The sequence below is a fragment of the Wolbachia endosymbiont of Anopheles demeilloni genome, assembly GCF_018491735.2.
In the GTDB taxonomy this organism is placed as follows: domain Bacteria; phylum Pseudomonadota; class Alphaproteobacteria; order Rickettsiales; family Anaplasmataceae; genus Wolbachia.
In genome coordinates this window covers 581,191-603,459 of sequence record NZ_CP084694.1, presented here as the reverse complement: position 1 = coordinate 603,459, position 22,269 = coordinate 581,191, and the positions used below count along the sequence as shown (strand labels likewise).

Annotated in this window: 15 protein-coding genes, 1 tRNA gene and 3 pseudogenes; 8 read left to right on the top strand and 11 right to left on the bottom strand. The window is 33.7% G+C overall.

The annotated features are described in order from the left end of the window. The first annotated feature begins 15 nt into the window (after positions 1 to 15). The 5 genes from JSQ73_RS03250 to rsmD all read left to right on the top strand — a co-directional run bounded on the left by JSQ73_RS03250 (position 16) and on the right by rsmD (position 9,905). Complete coding sequence (locus JSQ73_RS03250; RefSeq protein ID WP_214249576.1) at positions 16 to 2,421, top strand: TrbL/VirB6 family protein; 2,406 nt, start codon at positions 16 to 18, stop codon at positions 2,419 to 2,421. Then, entirely contained in the window at positions 2,418 to 5,324 is a 2,907-nt protein-coding gene (locus JSQ73_RS03245) for a TrbL/VirB6 family protein (RefSeq protein WP_214249575.1), read from the top strand. Before JSQ73_RS03250 ends, JSQ73_RS03245 begins: the two co-directional genes overlap by 4 nt. Before the next feature lie 81 nt (positions 5,325 to 5,405). Continuing rightward, entirely contained in the window at positions 5,406 to 8,639 is a 3,234-nt protein-coding gene (locus tag JSQ73_RS03240) for a TrbL/VirB6 family protein (protein ID WP_214249574.1), read from the top strand. Beyond that, positions 8,623 to 9,252, top strand: coding sequence for a WD_0853 family protein (locus JSQ73_RS03235; protein ID WP_214249601.1), 630 nt, complete (start codon positions 8,623 to 8,625; stop codon positions 9,250 to 9,252). Before JSQ73_RS03240 ends, JSQ73_RS03235 begins: the two co-directional genes overlap by 17 nt. A gap of 104 nt (positions 9,253 to 9,356) precedes the next feature. Beyond that, a complete protein-coding gene (gene rsmD / locus JSQ73_RS03230; protein WP_214249573.1) occupies positions 9,357 to 9,905 on the top strand; it encodes a 16S rRNA (guanine(966)-N(2))-methyltransferase RsmD in 549 nt (182 codons plus the stop codon). Between the two features lie 251 nt (positions 9,906 to 10,156). Here the strand turns inward: rsmD and JSQ73_RS06835 are convergent. After that, positions 10,157 to 10,276: pseudogene (locus JSQ73_RS06835) on the bottom strand (IS200/IS605-like element ISW1 family transposase); the annotation flags it as partial. A gap of 441 nt (positions 10,277 to 10,717) precedes the next feature. Between JSQ73_RS06835 and JSQ73_RS03220 the strand changes: the two are divergent. After that, positions 10,718 to 11,554 carry a polysaccharide deacetylase family protein gene (locus JSQ73_RS03220; protein WP_214249555.1) on the top strand — a complete coding sequence of 279 codons (837 nt, stop codon included), beginning with the start codon at positions 10,718 to 10,720 and terminating at the stop codon, positions 11,552 to 11,554. Continuing rightward, positions 11,509 to 13,065, top strand: a complete 1,557-nt coding sequence (locus tag JSQ73_RS03215) for a penicillin-binding transpeptidase domain-containing protein (RefSeq protein WP_214249554.1) — start codon at positions 11,509 to 11,511, stop codon at positions 13,063 to 13,065. The genes JSQ73_RS03220 and JSQ73_RS03215 overlap by 46 nt, the downstream gene beginning before the upstream one ends. 100 nt (positions 13,066 to 13,165) lie before the next feature. On the opposite strand, the gene lon is transcribed toward JSQ73_RS03215, so the two are convergent. The 6 genes and pseudogenes from lon to JSQ73_RS03185 all read right to left on the bottom strand — a co-directional run. Further along, the gene (lon, locus tag JSQ73_RS03210) at positions 13,166 to 15,622 is read right to left on the bottom strand and encodes an endopeptidase La (protein WP_214249553.1); all 2,457 of its coding nucleotides are present in this window, start codon (positions 15,620 to 15,622) and stop codon (positions 13,166 to 13,168) included. Positions 15,623 to 15,637: 15 nt separating this feature from the next. Next, on the bottom strand, positions 15,638 to 16,915 hold the full coding sequence (clpX, locus tag JSQ73_RS03205) for an ATP-dependent Clp protease ATP-binding subunit ClpX (protein WP_214249552.1): 1,278 nt from the start codon (positions 16,913 to 16,915) through the stop codon (positions 15,638 to 15,640). After that, positions 16,915 to 17,541: an ATP-dependent Clp endopeptidase proteolytic subunit ClpP gene (gene clpP, locus JSQ73_RS03200; protein WP_214249551.1), complete on the bottom strand. Its 627-nt coding sequence runs from the start codon at positions 17,539 to 17,541 to the stop codon at positions 16,915 to 16,917. Before clpP ends, clpX begins: the two co-directional genes overlap by 1 nt. Before the next feature lie 11 nt (positions 17,542 to 17,552). Further along, positions 17,553 to 18,896: a trigger factor gene (tig, locus tag JSQ73_RS03195; RefSeq protein ID WP_214249550.1), complete on the bottom strand. Its 1,344-nt coding sequence runs from the start codon at positions 18,894 to 18,896 to the stop codon at positions 17,553 to 17,555. Between the two features lie 155 nt (positions 18,897 to 19,051). Beyond that, positions 19,052 to 19,133, bottom strand: a tRNA-Leu gene (locus JSQ73_RS03190). A 169-nt stretch (positions 19,134 to 19,302) separates the two neighbouring features. Beyond that, positions 19,303 to 19,440 (bottom strand): annotated as a pseudogene (locus JSQ73_RS03185) (transposase); the annotation flags it as partial. 233 nt (positions 19,441 to 19,673) lie between these two features. Here JSQ73_RS03185 and JSQ73_RS03180 point away from each other — a divergent pair. Next, positions 19,674 to 20,273, top strand: a complete 600-nt coding sequence (locus tag JSQ73_RS03180) for a BON domain-containing protein (RefSeq protein WP_214249549.1) — start codon at positions 19,674 to 19,676, stop codon at positions 20,271 to 20,273. Positions 20,274 to 20,479: 206 nt separating this feature from the next. On the opposite strand, the pseudogene JSQ73_RS06760 reads toward JSQ73_RS03180, so the two are convergent. The 4 genes and pseudogenes from JSQ73_RS06760 to JSQ73_RS06635 form a co-directional block, all read right to left on the bottom strand. Continuing rightward, a pseudogene (locus tag JSQ73_RS06760) lies at positions 20,480 to 20,585 on the bottom strand (transposase); the annotation flags it as partial. 92 nt (positions 20,586 to 20,677) lie between these two features. After that, a complete protein-coding gene (locus JSQ73_RS03175; protein WP_214249548.1) occupies positions 20,678 to 20,902 on the bottom strand; it encodes a transposase in 225 nt (74 codons plus the stop codon). 81 nt (positions 20,903 to 20,983) lie between these two features. Next, complete coding sequence (gene prmC, locus JSQ73_RS03170; RefSeq protein WP_214249547.1) at positions 20,984 to 21,835, bottom strand: peptide chain release factor N(5)-glutamine methyltransferase; 852 nt, start codon at positions 21,833 to 21,835, stop codon at positions 20,984 to 20,986. Between the two features lie 80 nt (positions 21,836 to 21,915). Beyond that, positions 21,916 to 22,038, bottom strand: coding sequence for a hypothetical protein (locus JSQ73_RS06635; protein WP_255701060.1), 123 nt, complete (start codon positions 22,036 to 22,038; stop codon positions 21,916 to 21,918). Between the last annotated feature and the right edge of the window lie 231 nt (positions 22,039 to 22,269).

Here is a 22,269-nt window from a genome sequence, read left to right as displayed (position 1 = left end):
GCAGGTGAGTAACAGATGTTTGAACATTTGAGCAACCAAAACTTGGTTAAGCTATGCATAAGTTTTGTGATACTCTTTTTATTATCTGGGTGCGGGTGTATTAAGCCAGAAGATTTATCAGGCTTGCGTGAGAAATTGGATATAGTGTCAACAGAGCAGAAATGGGTTGATTCTGGAGTCTATATTTCTGATAAAATAAAAGTAACAGAGATTAATATAGTACCTAATAAGGTTAATTTTTGTTCGCAATATAAAGATTTTGCAATTGAACCTGGAGTAAGAAACGTTACATTACCGTTTGCGCTTAAAGCTGGCGATGCGATAAGCTTTAGTGTTGTTGGAAGTAAAATGTGTAAAAACGATAATGGCACGGTCACCTATAAAAAAATTGACGAGAGTTGCGGTGAAGGAGAGAAGGAGTATTTTGCACATGTTTTAAATCAAAATGAATGTCAGGCAATATGGCAAAATGGAGAATACAGGTACACAATATGTCCTAACAAACTCATGATAGGCAATGCAGAATGGCTTCCCGGGCAAGAGTACTGGAGTTCAGATTTTTCAAAACCAGACCAAGAAGAAAAAAGAAAGGAGATTGGAAATATTAACTTTATAAAGAAGGGAGAAAATATAGACTGCAGCAAGCTTTCAAGCGATCAGAAAAGTAAGATGAATACGCGCATTTTAAATTTACTCTGTGGACGTATATGTAAATTTTCTTTCGGCAGCAGAGAAAAAGGTTGCGTATATATTGAATACAATAGTATAGAAGGTGAGATATTCAATACTTTAAATTCTAGAAGTGAATCTGTTATTGCTGAAATTATTGATAACGTATTAAAGGAAAAACGGGTAAAAACTGACATTACACTATTACGTGTTCACATGGATAATGAGGAATTTGAACACATTCCAGGAGGCGGTATATGTATTAACTGTGATCATAAGATAGATCGTAACCATCCAAAATCAGAGTTAACTTTTAGTTTAGGTGATGGTAAGGGCAAGGGTGGTTTCAACATAAGAGTAACAAGAATCCCTAATTTAGAAAAAAGCTTATATATAAGCGTTTCTAACACATTTCCTGAGCGTGAGCCCGATGAAACTCAGGGAGATATACCTGTAGACATTAGCAAAGTTTATAATACTCAATATATGGAAGGCTTAAAAGAAAAGCTAAAGGACAAGAGTGGCACTATATATTACGGAATAAGAGATCATGGCTGTGATTATAAGAAAAATGAAGGTCAATTTAGCATTAACCTTACAACTAAAGAGCCACCTGTAAGAACTTTTAGTGCGATATATAAATTTTTTGATGAAAAAGTAAAAACTGCATTTTTCGGTTCTAGCTACAAAGACACTAACGCAATTCACTCTGATACTAGCCCTGTGAAGTCTCTTTATCAAAGTTTTGTAGCATCAAATAGAACAAATATCATCAGATCTACAATAGCGTCGTTATTAGTATTATATATAGTTTTATACACCCTTTATTACTTTTTTGGATTGTCTCATGCTTCTATATATGAATTTTTAATTATATGTGTAAAGATAGGAGTTATTACCCAATTGCTGAACGATAACAGTTGGAGTTTTTTTTATAACAATGCATTTTCTATTTTTGTTAATGCTCCAAAACAGTTAATAGAAATAGCAAATTTCAGAGGTACAACATCAAATGTTTTTGAATTTCTTGATTTACCGCTCAATAGGTTTTTATCAGCACATTCAGTGTTACTAATAGTATCTCTTATATTCTCCGGTCCTTTGGGTATTGTATCGTTTTGCTTGGTGATTTGGGGTTTGATAACAGTGAGCTTATCGATGTTTAACGTCTTATTTTCTTTTATCACATCTATAGCAATAGTTGCATTATTGCTTTCCTTGGCGCCTCTTTTTATTATTTGCCTTCTATTTGGATATACTAGACAGATGTTTCACAATTGGGTCAAAAATTTAGCAAGATTTGCAATTCATCCGGTAGTGCTTTTAATTTTTATATCATTAATAAGCCAGGTTATGGATTATATTGTGTATTCGGTCTTTAATTTTGAGGTCTGCCCTACATGTATACTTAATCTTAACTTAAAGATTTTTAATCCTTGTATTATTTATGGTTATGCTTTCAAACATGCACCTAACATCACAGCTATGATGGCTTTTGTGATTTTGGGACATGCTATGAAAGCTTTAGTTGAGGCATCTTCAACAATATCTGATTCGTTGTTTGGTGTTTATGTGGCAAGCGAACCAGGAAGGCAATATCAGCAAAGCTTAATGGGAACAGTAGGTTTAGATGAACAAAGTATCCAAAGAAGAGCAGGTCAGCAATCTGGTACACCAAGTCGAAGACCTCAAATACCACAATCAGCTCAAAGATCAGCACCTAAAATACCGACAAACACAGGAAATCAATGATGAGCAGAAAATCATTATTATTGATACTATGTCTTGTAATTACTGGCTGCACAATGGATTGTGTTGAACCTGGGCTGCAGAGCAGAAATACTAGTGTCAGTATAGATGTTCCAGTTCGTGAAGCTGGCGAAGGAGTTAAAATTCATTGGGTTGATTCTGGTCAAGTAATTAGCAAGGATGAGAAAATCAAATTTACTCTTGGTGGGTCAGTAAATTTTTGTCCTCTTAAAGAAGGGAAAAATCCAAAGAGAGTACTTGTGCCCGCTGTATTTTGTGCTAATGATTTAATACCAAATTACAGTAATAAGTTAATTGATAATGCTAGTCTTGATGAACGAGAAATATGTGGGGATATAGGCTTTGGAAATAATGAATTCTATAGCAATAGACGTTATGTAGATACTGGAATTAAAGCAAATCCTGGTGATAAGTTAAGCTTTAGCTTAGTTCCCAGAGAGATAACGATTAATTATGACAATCCGGAAGGGAAAGGTATCAGCTTTGATGACTATTGCTATAGAGCTAAAGAAAATGATAAAAAAGACAAAGCTACAATAAAAGACATGCTCAATGGAGGAACGTTCTTTTGTGAAGAAAGTGGTAAGAGAACTAAAGTAGAATTTCCTAAGATTAATAAAGAGAACATAGAAGAAAGAAGAGTGCTAGTTGGTAATGGCTACACTCCATATGATAATAAGGTACATTTTAATAAGGATTATATTCAAAATTCATGGATAAATGGAGCATTGTTAGATTTACGACGAACTAAAATAGGACTGAATGAATTATGTAATGGGAAAAGGTGTGATTTTAATGAGATGAACAAATACAGTTCTTATGAACTTAATTGTTACTATCAGAATATATGTTACAACGCAAAAGGTATAGGGGAGAATTGCGTCTCTTCTATAAGGTATGAGAAGTATGATAAAAGAAATACATGTGACATGTATTCTCACCTTAAACGTATTGAGGATGAACTAAAAGAGATTAAAGAAAATAAGAGGGATTCTAAGCAGATTGACATTAATTTAATATCAAATTCTAAATTAAACTTCAAAGAGGACAGAGAAGATATTTCTTGGGCTGAGGCTCTTGTTGCAAAAGTTGGCGATCTTAATAATCAGAATACTGCTAAAGGTATTCAATGTTTTCCAGAGAAAAAGGGTGCAAAAGGGGATAATGTGTGTTCGCAAATTGGTGGTAATTTTGAACATTTTTCTTTGAAATTAAATCATGATTATAAAATAGATGAAAAAGATATACTACCTGGTAGTAGTGTGATGCTTGCTATAGCAAGTAATGGCAACTACCAACTTCATAGAGGTGGATATCATGTTGCAGTGACTAGATCATGTAACTTCGATAGTGGTAAAAAACTGTATATGTACTTGGGTGATAGCCCGCCAGAAGATCCATCTGCTCGAAAGACTAATAATTTCAAAAAAGTAAAGAAATTAGATAAAATAACAGAGGATAATGTAGACTATTACATAATAGATGGAAGTCATTTAAAGGATAAAGAGTCTAAAAAGATATACTTTGGTATTAATGTAGAAAACGTAAAGAAAGATGATATTACGGACAAAGAAGGCAAATATTATGAAGATAACAAATACACAGTAAATTTATTTTTAAAAAGAAAAATAAAAGATTTTATTTCATCAACTGTAAACAAGATTTTTGATTTCATAACAGACGGGGGTGAAGACGGAATTAAAATTCCATATGAAGGATATAGAAAGGGGCTTCTACAAGTAATAAGAGCTTTGCTTATTCTATACGTTACATTTACTGTTGTTGGCTATATGCTTGGAACAATACAATTAAGTAAATTCGATTTTATTATAAGAATATTCAAAATAGCATTTATAGCTTTTGCTTTTAGTGATAGAAGTTGGGAATTCTTTGGTACAACTTTGTCTGGGCTTTTTGTTGATGGTAGCATTTATTTAGTTGATAGTTTTTCTGGCTATATAGGAGAAGGAGGTAAAAATTTTGCATTCTTAGATTTAACAGCGGGAGTATTATTTACAGGAGAAACATGGCTGAAATTTTTGTCTTTAATGCTATCAGGACCTTTTGGCTTTATTGCATTTTTGGCAATACTTTATGCTACTTTTGTGTTTTTAAGATGCATTATTAGTGCTGCGTTTAAGTATGTAATATCTACTGTTTTAGTGGCATTTTTATTGTCATTAGCACCTTTATTTATCGTATTTATTCTATTTCAACAAACTAAAACATTATTTGATAATTGGATAAAAACGCTGGCTCATGTTTCATTGCAACCAGTCATTTTATTTTCATCCTTGTCTCTTTTAAACCAGTTAATGTATTCAGTTCTATACAACCTCACAAATTTTTCTGCATGCTATCAATGCTTAATTAGTGTAAATTTTTTATCGTATGATCTGTGTCTTATGAAATCAATATTACCTCTTGGGTATAGTCCTGGTACTAGTGTTGATGTTGCGCTCAGTACTGGAGAAAGGGCTGGTGGGCACTTTGCAGCATTACCTATAGATCTAATCCAGGCATTTATATATCTCATCATTGCTAGTGCAATGGAAGCTTTTGTTTCTATATCAGAAACTATGGCGCAGGCGTTGTTCAGCTCTGGTTATGGAGTTGCTCAAAGTGTTAGTCATATTTCTAGGAGCGCATCACAAGCTATGCTGTCAACTGTTGGCCTTGATGATAGAACCCAAAATATGATACATAACATCAAGCAGGGAATGAGTAAAGATCGTAGCAAAATTGAAGCTAAATTGCCTGATACACTAAAGCAAGCAGATGGGAAAGCGAGTACTGGCAGAGAAATGAGCAAATCTGAAACACTAAGCCAGCCAGATAAGCAAAAGGATTTTGATAAAACAAAAGGACAAGTCAAGGAAGATTGATGAGATATATGGAGTAACTAATTAAAAAGATATTTGAAGTAAGGTTTTAGAAATTTATTCTGTATTGGAAAAAGTTTAGGTATGCAATCACGCTTAGGCAAATGTTGGTTTAGGTTATTAATTTTGGTAATCTGTGTGCTGGTTACAGGTTGTAGTAAGAATGATATGCCTTTTCCAAGATGTATATCTGCTGATTATTTTGGTCCTGAGCCGGTTGCAGTTGGTGCTCATTTTTCAAGAGATCACGATGCTTTTTTTCCAGAAGATGGAGAAATTATTGATCCTAATACTGGCGAAATTAATTATGGTTTTCACCTTAATCAGGTGGTAAAATGGAAGGATACCGGATTTGAAACCAATGGAGATAGTTTAGTAGTACGAGTAAATGGTGCATGGACATCTTGGAGCAATAACAATAAGAAGGAATCTCAAAGCAGTTATAGCTTGCAAAACTTGGAACAACTGAAGTATATAACCAAATTTGAAGGCAAACAAGGCGATAATAGTCTGCCTGACTTTCGCTTAGTTTGTAATGATTATAAATCTAGTACTCCACAGGAAATTTCAAGTAATCCTAATGTAAGTTGCCCTGTAGGTTGCAAGTGTATTAGTGAAGATGATAACAAAGAAAAACGCGGTGCTCCATGTTGGTTTACTAACGGCCATGGTGCTTATCTTTTATTTAAAAGGCCTAGCGATTCTAGTCCTAACGAAAATTTAAAATCCATGCGTAACCCTGAGTCTCCTACTGTACATCTAGGTTACAATTCCGTAGCGGAAGATGGAAGTGGGCTTTTTACTTTAGACAGAGATAACACCACATTACAGGACAGGAATTGTAATACGGTGAGGTTAGAAAAAGGATGGAAAATATATGTAAAGATATTAGATAGATATTATCTAGATAATGCAGGTGGCTACTCTTTTGAATTTTTGAGCGGAGTGCAGAAACCAAGTAATTTTGGATTTTTTGATTACGTTTATAACTATCTAAAATGTGTATTATTGATTAACGAAAATTGTAAAAAGCATTTTGATAGCAATGATCCTGCAGCTGCACAAGCGATGTTTCAAAATATAGCTGAAAAAAGTACGAGCTTTCACAATTTTGTTCTTTCCTTGCTTGTTCTATTTATAGTGATTTCATCGCTTCTTTATCTTTTTGGAATGATAAGAGAAACTAAGCATGATATGCTCATCAAAATGATGAAAATCACTCTATTAATAGTGCTTATATCTCCTGGAAGTTTTAGATTTTTCTATGATCATTTTCTTGTTTTTTTTGTTAAAGGTCTTGAACAATTGATAAGCATAATTACTAATTTTGCTCCCAACATGAACACCGGAGGTAATTCAAACGTTGCTCAAGGAAATGAAGCTAAATTGTTTAGCTTCATGGAGGATATGTTTAATAAGTTTTTTGCTTACTCTGTTTGGAAAAAGTTTGCAGCATTTTTACATTATCAAATGTGGGCAAGTCTCCTTATGATACCGGCAATTTTTATAGGGATTGCCTTATATTTCCTGCTGTGTATGTATGCTTACATAATATTCCTTTCTGGTTTTATGGGTATAGCTTTTCTTGTAGCTATAATGCCGCTATTCCTAATCTCTATTTTATTTTCACCACTGAAAAGTCTATTTGAGGGTTGGATAAAATTCTGTATTAGTTTCTGTTTGCAATCAATTATGATATTTACCCTGCTGTCATTACTTGCTGCGATGACAATGAATACCTTTTATAAACAGTTAGGCTTTACTGTGTGCTATAATAAATGGCTTGAAATAAAGTTATGTGCTCCAAAATCGGTATTTGGTGGTTTTTGTATAATTGATAAAGAATACTTTAGCTGGACTCCAGGGCAAATTTTTGTACCTTATGATATTGGAGAGGCTTCTCAATTGAACGTAGATAAGAATATAGAAGGTATAGAAAAACTAAGCAGAATAGGTGGTACAGTGAAGTTTACTGGTGGCGCTGGATATATCCCTCTTCCACCAGATTACATTAATAAAGGTTTTCGTTATATAGATTACCCTTTCTTGAACCCAGTGCCTGGTACTGAGAAAAATCCAGCAGACCATTATATAGCAGAAAGTGATATAGTAGTTGATGCTAATTGTAGTGAAAAAGATCTAGTGCGTCTAACGAATAGTTTATTACATGCATCAGAAAAGGCTGATATCTTATTGTTGATAGATAGTATAGATGGTAAGATAAAAAGGCGTTATTGTCAATCTCAACAGCATGAAGAAGAGTGCAGAAATTATGAAAAAATAATAGGCGATTACAAAAAGGGTATCATTCGACCAAATTCAAAAAGTGAAATAAAGTCTTTAGTGCAAGGTGTAATTACGCAAAGTGTAAGCTGCCAATCAGAGAATTTTTATGATATAAATCAAAATTATCAAGAAAATAGTGATTACCAAAGGGTGCAAGACATACAGAGAGGTTATTTAATCAACGCAGGAGAGATCTTTGTATTGTTCTTGCTTTCGTTTTTGATGTTTTCTTTGAAGAAGTTTGTACAACAGATGGGCTCAAGCATTGCCGGTGGTGGGTTTGGTGTTTACAATATATCTAGTATGTATCAAGCATCACCTGTGACTGGTTTAATGCAGGGATTAAAACAACAGATGCAAGATAAAATTGGTGGAGGGCTAGAGTCTTTAGGTAATTGGGCTACTCATGTACCGAACAGATTAGCTGGAGGTACAGCTAATTTGCTAGGTAGAATAACAGGAGTTAGGGGTGTGCTGAAATATGCTATTAATGTGCCAAGTAAGCTTGTAGGTGCTACTATTGAAGCAAAAAAATTTGCAACATCACCTAAAAATGATGTTGATAAGCTTGAGGAAAAAATCTACAGGGCGTTTGGAATTGATAAAGAAGATATTGAACATAGAAGAATTGATAAATATTTAGAATATTATAAAGGATATGTAGGATCACATTTGGGCTATACAATAGAAGATGCTATGAAGTTTACTTGGGAACATGGTCTCGACTCTATAGGAATTAACCCTGCTATAGGAGAAAAGGATGGTTACCAGCATAATCTACTCTATAGAGCAAAAACATATAGACGGGAATTTCTTGAAAAGCTTCATGACTACACTATTGGCCGCAAGAGAGAACCAGAAGAAGATGAATCATCAAAAGAAAATAAGCCTAATCAATCAAATCGAAAATTAGGTACGGAACCAGAAACCCTAAAAAACACTACAGAAGCTATAAAAAAGCGTGCTGGAGAAGATAGAGAACGTCAAGATAATGAAAGGAATGATAACAGAGATAATAATGAAGAATTGTAATTTTAAAGGACTAAAATATTATGGTTTGCAGCAAGACGAAGATGGTAATATCAAGTTAAACGATTACAATGATGTTTTAAATGCGCGCAGAGCGAGGGTAGATTTGTTACTAGATAGCACTAAGCAAGGTGATGTTAGTCTTTCAAAGCTAAATAAAGCTCTGAATGAGAGACTTATAGATGATAAAGGGCTATCGTCAGAATTTGACAAAGAAGACAAAGAAATTGCACAGAAGGAGCTTAAGATGTTCTCTATTTTAGACGATCTTGATAATCTTGCAAACATTGAAAGTGAAGATCTATTAGAGGTTAGTTTGTTACTATCAGATCTTAGTTTTATAGAGAGAAATATTGTGTTGAATGCCGATCAGAGTTCTGATCTAATAGGGTTCAAAAGTCTATTTATAGAAAAAAAAGAATCTGGTGAGGAATATAGTGATGAAGAGTGTCACAATTTCCTCTATAGTATAGAGAAAATCAATACTTTAATTAAGTTAGAGTTAGAAAGTAGAATTGAAGGGATGAATCATGATGAAAAAAACAACCATGATGATTTACAAGACGAGATTGGTCGTGCAATCAGTATAGAAAATAAATCAAAGAAAAGCGATTGATCTTGCTTTTCTCCACAAGCAACCTTCTTTCTATTAGACTGCTGAAGCTATGTTGACATTAAATGTGTATTATAAATAATTAGTTAACTTCGAACTTGTTTTATATGTTACGTGTTATTGCGGGTAAATATCGTGGAAGAAAAATAACTACAGGCAAGAATTTAGCTGCACGGCCCACTATGAGTAGTGTCCGAGAAGCAATATTTAGTATACTTTCTTCAAGAAAACCTATTTATAACCTAAATGTACTTGATTTATTCTGCGGAAGTGGTTCTTTTTCATTTGAAGCACTTTCTCGAGGTGCTAAACATGCATTCATGGTAGATTCAGATTATTACAATTTGCAACTGCCTAAAAAAACAGCAGAAGATTTTGGAATTACGAACGATATCACGTTAATTTGTTGCAATGCTAACGGATTACCAAGACCTATTTCAAAGTGCGATATAGTTTTTATGGACCCACCTTATAATATCAATCTGGTTAACTCAACTTTAGACGAGTTAGCTCACTCAAGCTGGTTAAATGATAATGCGTTAATAATTCTAGAAATGAGGAAAAATGAAGGTTTTGAGTGCAATAAAAACTTCAATATAATTGTGGAGCGTACCTACGGTATTGCAAAAATAATTTTTCTTTCTTCACTCACTTGAATTTCTTTTGTAAACATCTATAGCTAAGCTAAGTAAGATTTTTCCAAGAACTGAAAGAAAAAATCAATAGCCGAATTAATATTGGGCCAAAAGCTTGGCAGCACTTTTCTTATGAAATGCTTAATAGCAAACCAGAACTTCTCAATTGAGTTTTAATCTTACTTTTATCGAATTACTAAACAGTGAGGTTATTATTCAACCACTATGGATTGAAATCCAAAGATTGAGAGAGAGCATATAATGCTAACTTTCTACTTACCAAATTTATCTTCTTTTTTAGAGTGATTTTCAATATAATTTTTTATCATTTCGTCAGTTATAGCCCTTCTAATAATAGTGGAAACAGGATAAAATAGAGACTTAGGGTAATAAGAAGGTAAAAGTGCCAGCAGCATACAGTTATGACTTAAGGAAAAAAGCCATGCAGGCGTTAGATGAAGGAGAGAGTAAAACAGCAAGTATTTTAGTAGTTCTTCATTATTCATAAAAACCTCCAAGATCAACATTATATACAAATTCAACGCCAGCTTTCTGACGCAGTAGTTCTCGAGGAATAACCCTTTTGAACTCTAAATTTGCAATGTTGTCCTTGTTGCTTTAAAAGCTGGAATACCATTTGCCATGTGAATTTGTGCATTAACAGTTATTGTGCTGGTTCCCTGAAGTGCAACGGTATTTATATTTGCAATGATACTATATTATATAAAGTTATTAATACAGTATATTGATAAAATAACGAAGTAAACAGTAGCTGTTAAAAGTGGTTTAATTTAGCAAAAAAGTGTAGTACTCTATCAATTTGCTGATTATATATGTTTATAAGAATAATCGCTTTTCTTTTGTTATATTCAAGCGCAGTTTTCTGTAGTGATTGTAACTTTAACTTACCATATCGTGGGCTCAGTTGTGATTTGGATCTATCATATAGAAATTTAAGTAATATAAAGAAATTATTGAATAAAAAAGATAAGTTCGTTGCACTTACGTTTGATGATGGACCGTCTTATAATAGAGCAGGAGATATTGTTAATATTCTGGAGAGCAATAAAACAAAAGCGACATTTTTTGTGCTTGGTGAGCTTATAAATAAAAAAACATCTGAAATAGTAAACAAAATCCATAAAGCAGGTCATGAATTAGGTAATCATTCTTGGTCGCATAGGAAGTTGACATCACTTTCAAGTGAGGAGCAATTGCAAGAACTGGAAAAGACAAATGTGGCAATTAAAAATGCAACAGAACAGAATGTAAAATGGTTTCGTCCACCATATGGATGTCACAATGATAATTTGATCGAAAATACTAATCGATTAAATATGTGTTCCATACTATGGACAGTTGATTCTCTGGACTGGCAAGGCGATAAATCAGAGATTCTGGTTGAAAGAGTTTTAAGCAATGTACATAATGGAGCGATTATATTGTTCCATGATCACGATAACAAATCAAATACAGTTAAAGCTTTACCTCAGATTATTAAAATACTAAAAAAATGGGGTTATGAGCTTGTTACCTTAAGTGATTGGGAAAAGAGGATTTGTGATGTGGTGAAAGCTAGAAATATGCCAATAAAAGGAGAAGGAGTGCATTCTAAAGGAATTCTATGTGGACAAAAAATAAGGTCTTCAACCGCAGGGCATTCATATTAGGTGGTATTCAGCTTACTATTTCTGCTATTTTTAGTTATAGGTTGTATACTTTACAAGTACGAGATAGACAAAAATATGAAGTGCTATCCAATAATAATAGGATAAAAGTTGTTACTATTGTGCCTAAACGAGGCAGGATTTTGGATAGGAATAGTGTTGAACTCGCAGTAAACAAAATTTCGTATATTGTTTTATTTGATGGGCAAAAAACCTTTACTAGGGAGGTTGATCTGCAGATGTTATCAGAAATTAAACCTGATGCAACAAAATCATCAGATACAAAAATAACTGCTCTTTATAAACGTTATTACCCGTTTGGTTCGATATGTTCTCATATAATCGGATATACAAAAAGACAGCAAGACATAAATGAAGCAGGGGTTAGTGGAATTGAATATAAATATGATCATGTATTAAAAGGCAAGACCGGAAAATCTGAGCAGGAAATAAATTCTAAGAAGCTTATCATGAGAGAGTTATCTAGCATACCGCAGCAAGACGGACAAGATATACAGCTGACAATTGATGTTGATTTACAGAAGAAAATTGCAGAGATATTTAAAGACCACCAAGGTTCCACAGTGGTAATTGATGTAAATAACGGAGAAATTTTAGCATTATATAATTCACCTTCTTACGATAATAATCTTTTCACTAGCAGATTATCAAATGAAACTTGGAAAAATTTAAACAATCCTTCATTACCGCTTGTAAACCGTGCATTATCATATCAAATTCCACCTGGTTCAATATTTAAAATAATAGATGCGCTTGCGGGTTTAAAAGATGGAATAATAACACCAGAAGAAAAGTTCTCGTGTAGGGGATATATGAAAATAGGTGAACGAAAATTTCGTTGCCTAAAAAGCAAAGTCCATGGATATGTATCTTTAAACGAGGCAATGGCCTTCTCATGCAACACTTACTTTTATAATATAGGAAAAAAAATAAATGTAGATTCTCTACTAGAAATGGCTAGCAAATTTGGTATAGGAAGTGGACCATTAGTTGGAATGTTTAAGGAAGAAGCTCCGGGATTGTTGCCTGATGTGGATTGGCGTGCACGTAAGCTATATTCAGAGTGGTATTTAGGTGATACCATTAACTTAGTTATAGGACAAGGGTATTTACTTACAACACCACTACAGCTTGCGGTTCTTGCAGCGAGGGTTGCAACAGGAAAGGAGGTAATTCCCCACATTGAGATGAGTAAACCAGGGCAAGACTTTCTTGATATTGATGTGAATCATGAGCATCTTAGTGTGGTTCGAAAAGCTATGTTTGACGTGGTGAATTCTAACTATAGAAAAGGACTAGGCAGTATACAAATTGCTGGCAAAACCGGTACACCAGAGATAAACTCTAAAGGCGAAAGTCACAAATTGTTTATCGCTTATGGCCCCTACCATGATCCGCGCTATGCAATCTCAGTGTTTATAGAACATGGCAAAACTCCACGCCAAGATGTTGCAATTGCTAGTGAGATATTGCAATATATGCTTGAAAAATGAACTTATGAAATTGCCATATATGTTACTTGTAATTTATGTATTCAAATCAGAACTTTGAGGTTTAAAAAAAAGAAACGAAAATTGCATAAACCTTTTCAATTTAGTGCTTTAATGTTTCTAACGCAGAGAAGGTACTATCTTTATTTTCTATGGAGGAAGGTAGACTATTTTGACTATCACCATCAATTGAAGTAATAGGGCGAGTTAAAGCAATTTTTATAACTTCATCAATATTCTTAACAAAAATTACGTTGATCCCTTCTTTAATATTTGCGGGAATCTCCTGCATATCTTTCTCATTTTCACTTGGTATAATCACAGTTTTGATTGATCCTCTTAGCGCAGCAAGCAATTTTTCTCTCAAGCCCCCGATAGCCAAAACTCTACCGCGCAATGTTACTTCGCCTGTCATAGCAACACTTTTGTTAACTGATATATTTGTCATGAGAGAAACAATAGACGTACATACTGCACTGCCAGCAGAGGGACCATCTTTTGGCACAGCACCTTCAGGTACATGCAAATGTATATCATTATTTTGGAATTTTTCGGGCTTTATACCGAAAAATAAACAATTTGATCGCACATAACTATACGCAGCTTTTATAGACTCTTGCATAACTTCTCCAAGCTTTCCTGTATATTTTATCTCCCCCTTACCAGGAATTAGGACTGACTCTATCATCAAAATATCACCACCTGTTTCAGTATAGGCAAGACCAGTTACTATCCCTACCAAACTCTCATTTTCTGCAATGCCAAAGGTATACTTACGTACCCCTAGATAATCTTGTAAATTACCAATCTCTACAGATATTTTCTTATTTTTATCAGTTAATATTGCTTTAACTGCTTTTCTCATGAGTTTTGCAAGTTCCCTTTCCATGCTTCGCACGCCGCTTTCACGTGTATATAAACGTATCAACTCGTATAATGCTTCATTGGTTATTTCCCACTCCTTCTGATGCAAACCATGCTCTTTTTTTAATTTTGGAATAAGGTGATGTGTAGCAATACTGATCTTCTCATCTTCGGTATACCCAGATAATTGTATAATTTCCATCCTATCACGCAAAGGATGCGGTAAATTTAAGCTATTTGCTGTGGCTACAAACATTACACTTGAAAGATCAAACTCAACTTCCAAGTAATGATCTGTAAAATGTTTATTGTGCTCAGTATCCAAAACCTCAAGTAATGCAGATGCAGGATCACCACGCGAATCAGAACCCATCTTATCTATTTCATCAAGAAGGAAAAGCGGGTTGCATGAATTAGCTTTTTTCATGTGTTGAATGATTTTACCAGGCATTGAGCCAATATAAGTTTTCCTGTGTCCTCGTATTTCAGACTCATCACGTATACCACCAAGAGATATGCGAACAAAATCTCTTCCTACTGCTTTTGCCATAGACTTAGCTAAAGAAGTTTTACCAACACCAGGTGGTCCAACTAAGCAAAGTATAGGACCCTTTATCTCTTTTACTCTCTTTAATACTGCTAAAAATTCTATTATTCTATCTTTTACTTTCTCTATGCCATAATGATTTTCATCTAAGATTTTTTTAGCCGCATTTAAGTTAATTTTTGCATCTTTGTACTTTCTCCATGGCAAATCAAGCAACCAATGCAAGTAACTAGATATAACTGTTGCTTCAGGAGAAATGGGATTCATTTTCTTATATCTCTTTAAGTCAGTTATGGCTTTCTCTTTTGCTTCCTCAGAAAGCTTTGTTTCATTTATCTTTTTTTCAAATTCATTGAGTATATTCCCTTCATCTCCATTTTCAAACTCACCTAATTCTTTCTGTATAGCTTTTAATTGCTCATTAAGGTAGTAGACTCTTTGAGTACTTTCAACCTGTGATTTAATTGTCTTATACAAGCGGTTTCGTGCACTCAAAATACTTATTTCTCTCTCAATAAGAGCAAAAACTTTTTTTAAACGCTCTTTTGGGTTATAAACTTCAAGTATGTTTTGCTTATCTGATACCTTTATATTTAAGTGCGAAGCTATCATATCTACAATTTGATTAACCTCTTTAACTTGATCAATGGGGTCAATAATAATCTCGGGCCGACTTTTCTTGCTTAGTTTACACCAATTGTCGAATGCATCTATAACAGAACGCCTTAAAGCTTCTAAATCAATATTATCTTCATTTTCTCCATACTCATAATGACCATCCAACGCTACTCTGGCCTCTAACAAAGTGTGAGAGCTAATATATTCTATAACTCTTCCCCTTCTTACCCCATGAATCATGACTTTTACCGCATTGTCAGGCAGTTTTATTAATGGTTGTATAATATTTGCTAACACGCCTACTTCATAAAGATTCTTTGGCTCTGGATTATCAATAGAACCATCTTTTTGTGCTATGAGAAAAATCTCGTTTTGGTGACTACTGCTACTTATTGCATACTCTAGTGCATGAACAGATTTTTCTCTACCTACGAATAAAGGCAACATTATATTTGGAAAAATTACTACATCTCTTAGAGGTAATACTGGTAATACAGTAGAATTAAAGTTTACAGCACGTCCAATACTCATAATATATGCCTCAAATTAATCATTAACCGTTATAACACTACCCTTATTAGTATGATTAATCGTCACTTTGCCTAATTCTACCATTTTCTTAGTAACCGTTATAGTGCTACCTTCAAAACCTCCGTTGCCGGATATATACATAACATCAAGCAAAAGTGACTCTAAGATAGCACGTAACATCCTTGCACCTGTTTTATAGCTTATAGCTTTTTTAGCAATAGCTGATATTGCTTCATCTGAAAACTCAAGGTTTACTTTACTAAATGCAAGCAATGCTTTATATTGTTTTACTAGCGCATTTCTTGGCTCTGTCAACACATGTATTAAATCTTCGTGATCCAGCTCATCTAGAACAGCAGTTATTGGAACCCGTCCTACAAATTCGGGTATCAAACCGAATTTGATTAAGTCCTCAGGTTGAGCATCGCGTAAAGCATTTTTTTTCTTTTGTGCTTTAGACTGACTTATATCCGCTCCAAAGCCAACTGATGTTCCCTTTTTTCTTGCCTCAATAATTTTATTTAGGCCTTCAAAAGCTCCTCCACAAATAAATAGTATGTTACTAGTGTCTACTTGTATAAACTCTTGTTGCGGGTGTTTTCGTCCTCCTTGTGGAGGAACATAAGCAACCGTACCTTCCATGATTTTTAGTAGAGCTTGTTGGACCCCTTCACCTGAAACATCACGGGTTATTGAAGCGCTTTCAGACTTTCTTGTGATCTTGTCTATTTCATCGATAAACACTATACCATGCTGTGCCTTTGCAACATCATAATTTGCAGCTTGTAATAGACGTGACAACACGCTTTCTACATCATCACCTACATAACCTGCCTCAGTCAAAGTTGTCGCATCGGCCATAGTAAATGGCACATCTGAAACTTTAGCAAGTGTTTTTGCTAGCAAAGTCTTACCAGAACCAGTAGGGCCAATAAGCATTATATTTGACTTCTCAATTTCAATATCACTTATAGAATGAAGTTGCACCATGGATTGACAATGGTTATACATAGCCACAGATAAAACGTGTTGCGCATGTTCCTGACCTACAACATTCTTACTAAGAAAATTTTTTATATCTTCAGGTTTCTTTAGTAATAGCTTCATATCAGATATATGATCTGAATTAAAAGCTCTCTCTTTCTTTTGACTTATTGCTTTATGGGATAACTCTATGCATTCATTACAAATGAACACCTTTAAACCATCTGAAGAGTTAGTAATCAATTTATCTACTTCGTTTTGTGCCTTGTTACAAAAAGAACAGTAGTGTAAATCATTATTGTTATCCATTAAACTACCTTTTGTTTAACTTTAATATTTTCAATCTTCATATCTTTACGCTCAGCTATTACTCTTTCAATTAAGCCAATTTTCATTGCTTCTTCAGGATCCATGAATTTATCTCTTTCCATCATTTCTTCAATTTTCTTTAGTGAATTTCCAGTATGTTTTTCATAAATTTGATTTAATTTTTTCTTAATTCGCAAAATTTCATTAGCATGTATTTCTATATCAGTTGCTTGCCCATGATAACCACCAGATGGCTGATGTATCATAATTCTTGAATGAGGTAGCGAGTAACGTTTACCCTCCGCACCAGCTGTAAGCAACAAAGAACCCATAGATGCAGCTTGACCTATACACAAAGTTGAAACGTCTGGATTTATATACTGCATTGTATCGTAGATCGACAAACCAGCAGTTACAACACCACCTGGTGAGTTAATATACATACAAATGTCTTTATCGGGATTTTCCGATTCTAAAAATAAAAGCTGTGCTACTATTACGCTGGCCATGTTGTCTTCAATAGGGCCAGTTACGAAAATTATTCTTTCTTTTACTAGCCTTGAATATATGTCATAAGCCCGCTCACCGCGACTAGTTTGTTCAACTACAATTGGTATAAGAGTCATACCTTTTCCTATCAAATATTATCAAATAATTCCTTTAATTCTTTCACAGAAACAATCTGTTCTTCTTTACTAGCTTTTTCTATCATATAATCTGTCACTTTATACTCAAGCGCTTGCCCTCTAACTAATTCCTGAAATTGTCCATCTGATTTAAAATGTTTAAATACTCTGTCAAATGATACATCTTTACTGACATATTGATTTACAATAACATTCATAATATCACTTTGAGTTAATGATATTTCATGTTCTTTACTGAACTCCATAAATAGCATTGCAAGCTTTACGCGTCTTTCAGCTTCTTTACAAGAATCATCTTTAGCATTCAACTCTCTTTCCACTCTCTGCTGTTCCTGTTTTACTACTTCTATAGGCAAATCAAAACTATAACTAGCATCCAAACAATCAAATAGCTCTTTCTTAATTAAGAGATCTCCCATTTCTTTACACTGATTATCAATTACTTCTTTTACATGATTTATTAGCGAAGAATGATCTTCAAAACCAATTCTCCTAGCTATTTCATTATCACTTTGCAAATCTTTGGCAATCTGAATATCATTAACTCGAACAGAAAAAGCAGCCTCCTGCACCGCAAGGGAAATTATCTGGTAATCTTCAGGAAATCTCAACTTAAAACTTTTTGTTTCCCCTTTTTTCATGCCAATTAATTGATCTTCAAAACCATTTATAAATGTTCCAGATCCTAAATTAACAGTAAAATTTTTGCCACTTCCACCTTGAAAGAGCTTATTTCTAATTCGCCCTTCAAAGTCAATTATCAGTTTATCCTCGTTTTTTGCTTGATAAGAAGCATCATTAACAGAGACAAAGTTAGGAAATTTTGTTTTTATAGAATCAATAAATTCTTTTATGTCTCCTTCTTTGATTTTTGCCTTAACTTTCTTCAAATTTATTTTATCAAGATCTATTACTGGCACTTTTGGCATCGATTCAAAAGATAATTTGTACAGAAAGTCGCCTTTTTCATCCTTTTTATCCAGGTTTGGTAATGACATAATATCAACCTTAGGATGAATGTGAGACTTAACTTCGATTTTTTTCATTAAATCACTTGAGCAATAGTCAATCGTATCTTTTATCACATATTCCAAAGCTTCGTTTTTATAATTTTTAACAACAAGATCGTAAGGCATCTTTCCGGATCTAAATCCAGGCAGTTTTGCATCCTTCGCTATTTCTTGTAATCTAGAGTTTATCTTTTGTTCTATATAATCACTACTAACTGTGATTTCATACTCATACTTTAGTTTATCTACACTAAGTTCCTTATAGGTATATATATTACTTAATGTATCTGCTTCTACTGCATTTTGAGTTATATTACTAGACATTACAACCTGTTATCAATATTTTATTTATGTTTTAATAAAGCCATTTTACCAGAATTTAAGTTAAATACAATCCTTAAGAACAGGTTCTTATACAAACAAAAGTGTACTTAGTAATTATAAATTTTCTCTTAAAACCTGAGTTACATGACTTTAAGTGCGGATAGAGGGACTTGAACCCCCACGAGCAAGCTCACCAGGACCTAAACCTGGCACGTCTACCAATTTCGCCATATCCGCAAGAACCCTTCATTCACTTATAGATAACCACTTCTGTCATCTTATGCAATTTAAAGATTAGATTTTAATACCACAGACTGAACTTATAATACTGGTTAACTCCACTATGAATCTAAGCCTGAATTGCTTTAACTAACATTATTAAGATAAGTACTGTTTCAGATCCTGTTCACAATCTTTTCAGAAGCAAAGCAGCGAAAGCAAGAACGACCATTTGCAGGCTAGTGTTGAGTTTCCGCTCGCAATTTTTCCAAAGTCGCCTACATTTTTGCAACCAAGCAAAAGATCTCTCAACAACCCATCTTTTTTCCTCTTCCTGCAAGACTTCAGATCTGCTACAATAATCTCAAACTTTCCTCGACTTATATCACTTGGATATAAACTTCCCATATCCTACTTTATCCTCTCATTCTATCCCTTTTTTGAGATCATGTACAGTCTCTTAGAAATATTCAAGGCTTATTCAATTTATAGTATTTACACAATAAAAAAAGCTTATTAATATTCTTTAATTAAAGCTCTAAACTCTGGAAATTAATAATGAGATTAATAGCAAGCTTCTTACTAGCAATTTTTCTGATTACACAGAGTGGCTGTACGACTCTTGTGAGTGGTATAGTGGTAACAGCAACTGCAGCGGCTACAGCAATAACAATGCAAGATAAATCCTTGGGAAACATTATTGATGATACAACTATAGTAATAAGAATCAATAAGGGACTCTTAAAACACGGACTGTTCTCATCTATAAAAGTTAAAGTGAGTGAAGGAAGAGTATTACTCATTGGAAATGTTGATAATCATGAAAAGCAACTCACGGCAGAGAAAATAGCTTGGCAGCAAAAAGAGATTAAAGAAGTGATAAATGAAATAAGAGTCACACCAATTAAAATGGCTTCTATGCTAGATGTTACTGTGGATGGTATGATAACAGCAGAGATAAGCACGAGGCTTCTGGGAAAAAGAAATATTAAATCAATTAATTATAGCGTTAATACAGTTGATGGAGTCGTTTATTTGATGGGCATAGCTCAAAATAAGGCGGAATTAAAAGCTATAATAGCAATTGCAAGAAAAGTAAACGGAGTAAAGCAAGTTGTAAGCTATGTGAGATATAGACATAGCAAATTGCGTCATTGATGAAAATTTACTTGAGTGTTAGTATCATGTAGCTAAGCCATAAAACTCCTTTACAAATTTCATCAATTCACTCTTATGATATGTATAACAATCTTACAAAAAATAATATCATAGAATTCAATAAAATAATTCCTAGAAAATCTCTACATACTAAAAAAAGTAAAATGCTATTTAAATAAGCTTGAGAATAAATAGCAAATATCTATATCTTGTGCGATATGGCGTTTTATTCCTGAGATTTTTTTACCAGAGTCATAGCCTTTTTCTTCATCAGTGTCTGCGTTCTTTACACTCTGAGCGTCAATTATGCAAAAGCTGGGTTTTTCTTTCTAAACATTGTTTTGTCGGACCACACTAACTATTTTTTTCAACATGCACTCCAAAATACTTTTTTTTATTTCTTTTTACTTTTTCACTCCATTTTTGAAATAATCATAACAATTGCGCCGTTTTGGAAACTCTTTTGGTAGCATCCTCCAATGATAACCACTTTTTAGGGCGTACAACACTCCGCAAAATATATCATACAAATCGAGTTTTCTTGGTTTTGTTTTTCCACAAGACTCCAGATCTGGTGAAATAATCTCAAACTTCTCTCGACTTATGTCACTTGGGTATACACTCCTCATATATCCTAATTTATACACTCTATTTCTTACTTTATGCCTTTCTTGAGATTATGAACAGGTTCTTAGAAAGCTAGCGTTCTACTAGTCATGTTCTTTATCTTGCTTTACAACAATGCATCTTTTTATTCTAGCCAAGTCGTATACGTATTCCTGAAAAGCCAGTCCATATAAGGGTATTATTTTGTTAATATTGCTTTGATCTTCGCCTATTTCCAGTATCGCAAACCCATCTTTTTTAAGGCACTTTTTCAATATTGGAAAAATACTCAGGTAACAGCTCAATCCATCGATACCACCATCAAGAGCAATTCTTGGCTCTTTTTGCACTTCAGCTTGCAGATCTTTTAACTTACTTCTTTTAATATATGGAGGATTGCTTATTATGAGATCAAATAAATCTCTACATTCTGTCCACGAATTTGGAAATATTTTAGCTCTATTGAGAAGATTATGTTTCTTTGTGTTCTGGCAGGTAATTTTGTATGCTTCCAGGCTTTTTTCAAAACCAACTCCAATAGCATATTCATACTCACTAAGTATGGAGATCAACAAACAGCCTGTGCCTGTGCCAAAATCTGCAACTTTTATTTTTTGCTTCTTATTTTGGTAATATTTTAACACTGTTGAAATTACTGTCTCACTATCTGGTCTTGGATCTAGAACATGTTGGTTAACTATAAAATTTTTACTCCAGAATTCACGATTACCTATTATTTGCGATATTGGATATCTTTCTGCTCTTTTTTTTGTTAATTTCCAGAATAGAAGTTCTTTGTTTCTTGGTACCTGATTGGTGTAATTCATGATTGTGAATGATCTTTCTACTCCAAGTACGTACTGCATGATGATTTCACAATCCAAATGTGGTGATTCAATTCTATGTGATGATAGTAGCTTTGACCCTTCTTTAATTAAAGCGCTGATTGTTTTCATTATTCTAAAAACGTGTTCCTTGTATACAAGAACAGCAAAATTGAGTATAGAATTTTGAACTTAGGGTAGCTGCATTAAATCTAAGTGTCAAGAGTAGGATTGTAAAAATCATCTGGCTTTACTGGTAATTCGGTTAATTTGGTTGGTGTTTTTGCATTAATGTTAGAAGCTCTTGGCTCTATTATAAGAATTATTTTCTGCATATTCTTTGATAGCCATCACAATATATTACTTGTTCCATATCTATATTAATTCGACCACAGCAAGTGATAATTTCTTAATATTAAAACCAATATGCGCTTTAGCATATAATTATCGGTAGCTTTCAAAGCAATTAGGCTGAGATTATTAGAGTAGTAATGTTTATTTTTATATTGACTATTGAGGTTTATTATTTTATAACTAAGACTTAGTTATTTTCAGAGTTTTAAATT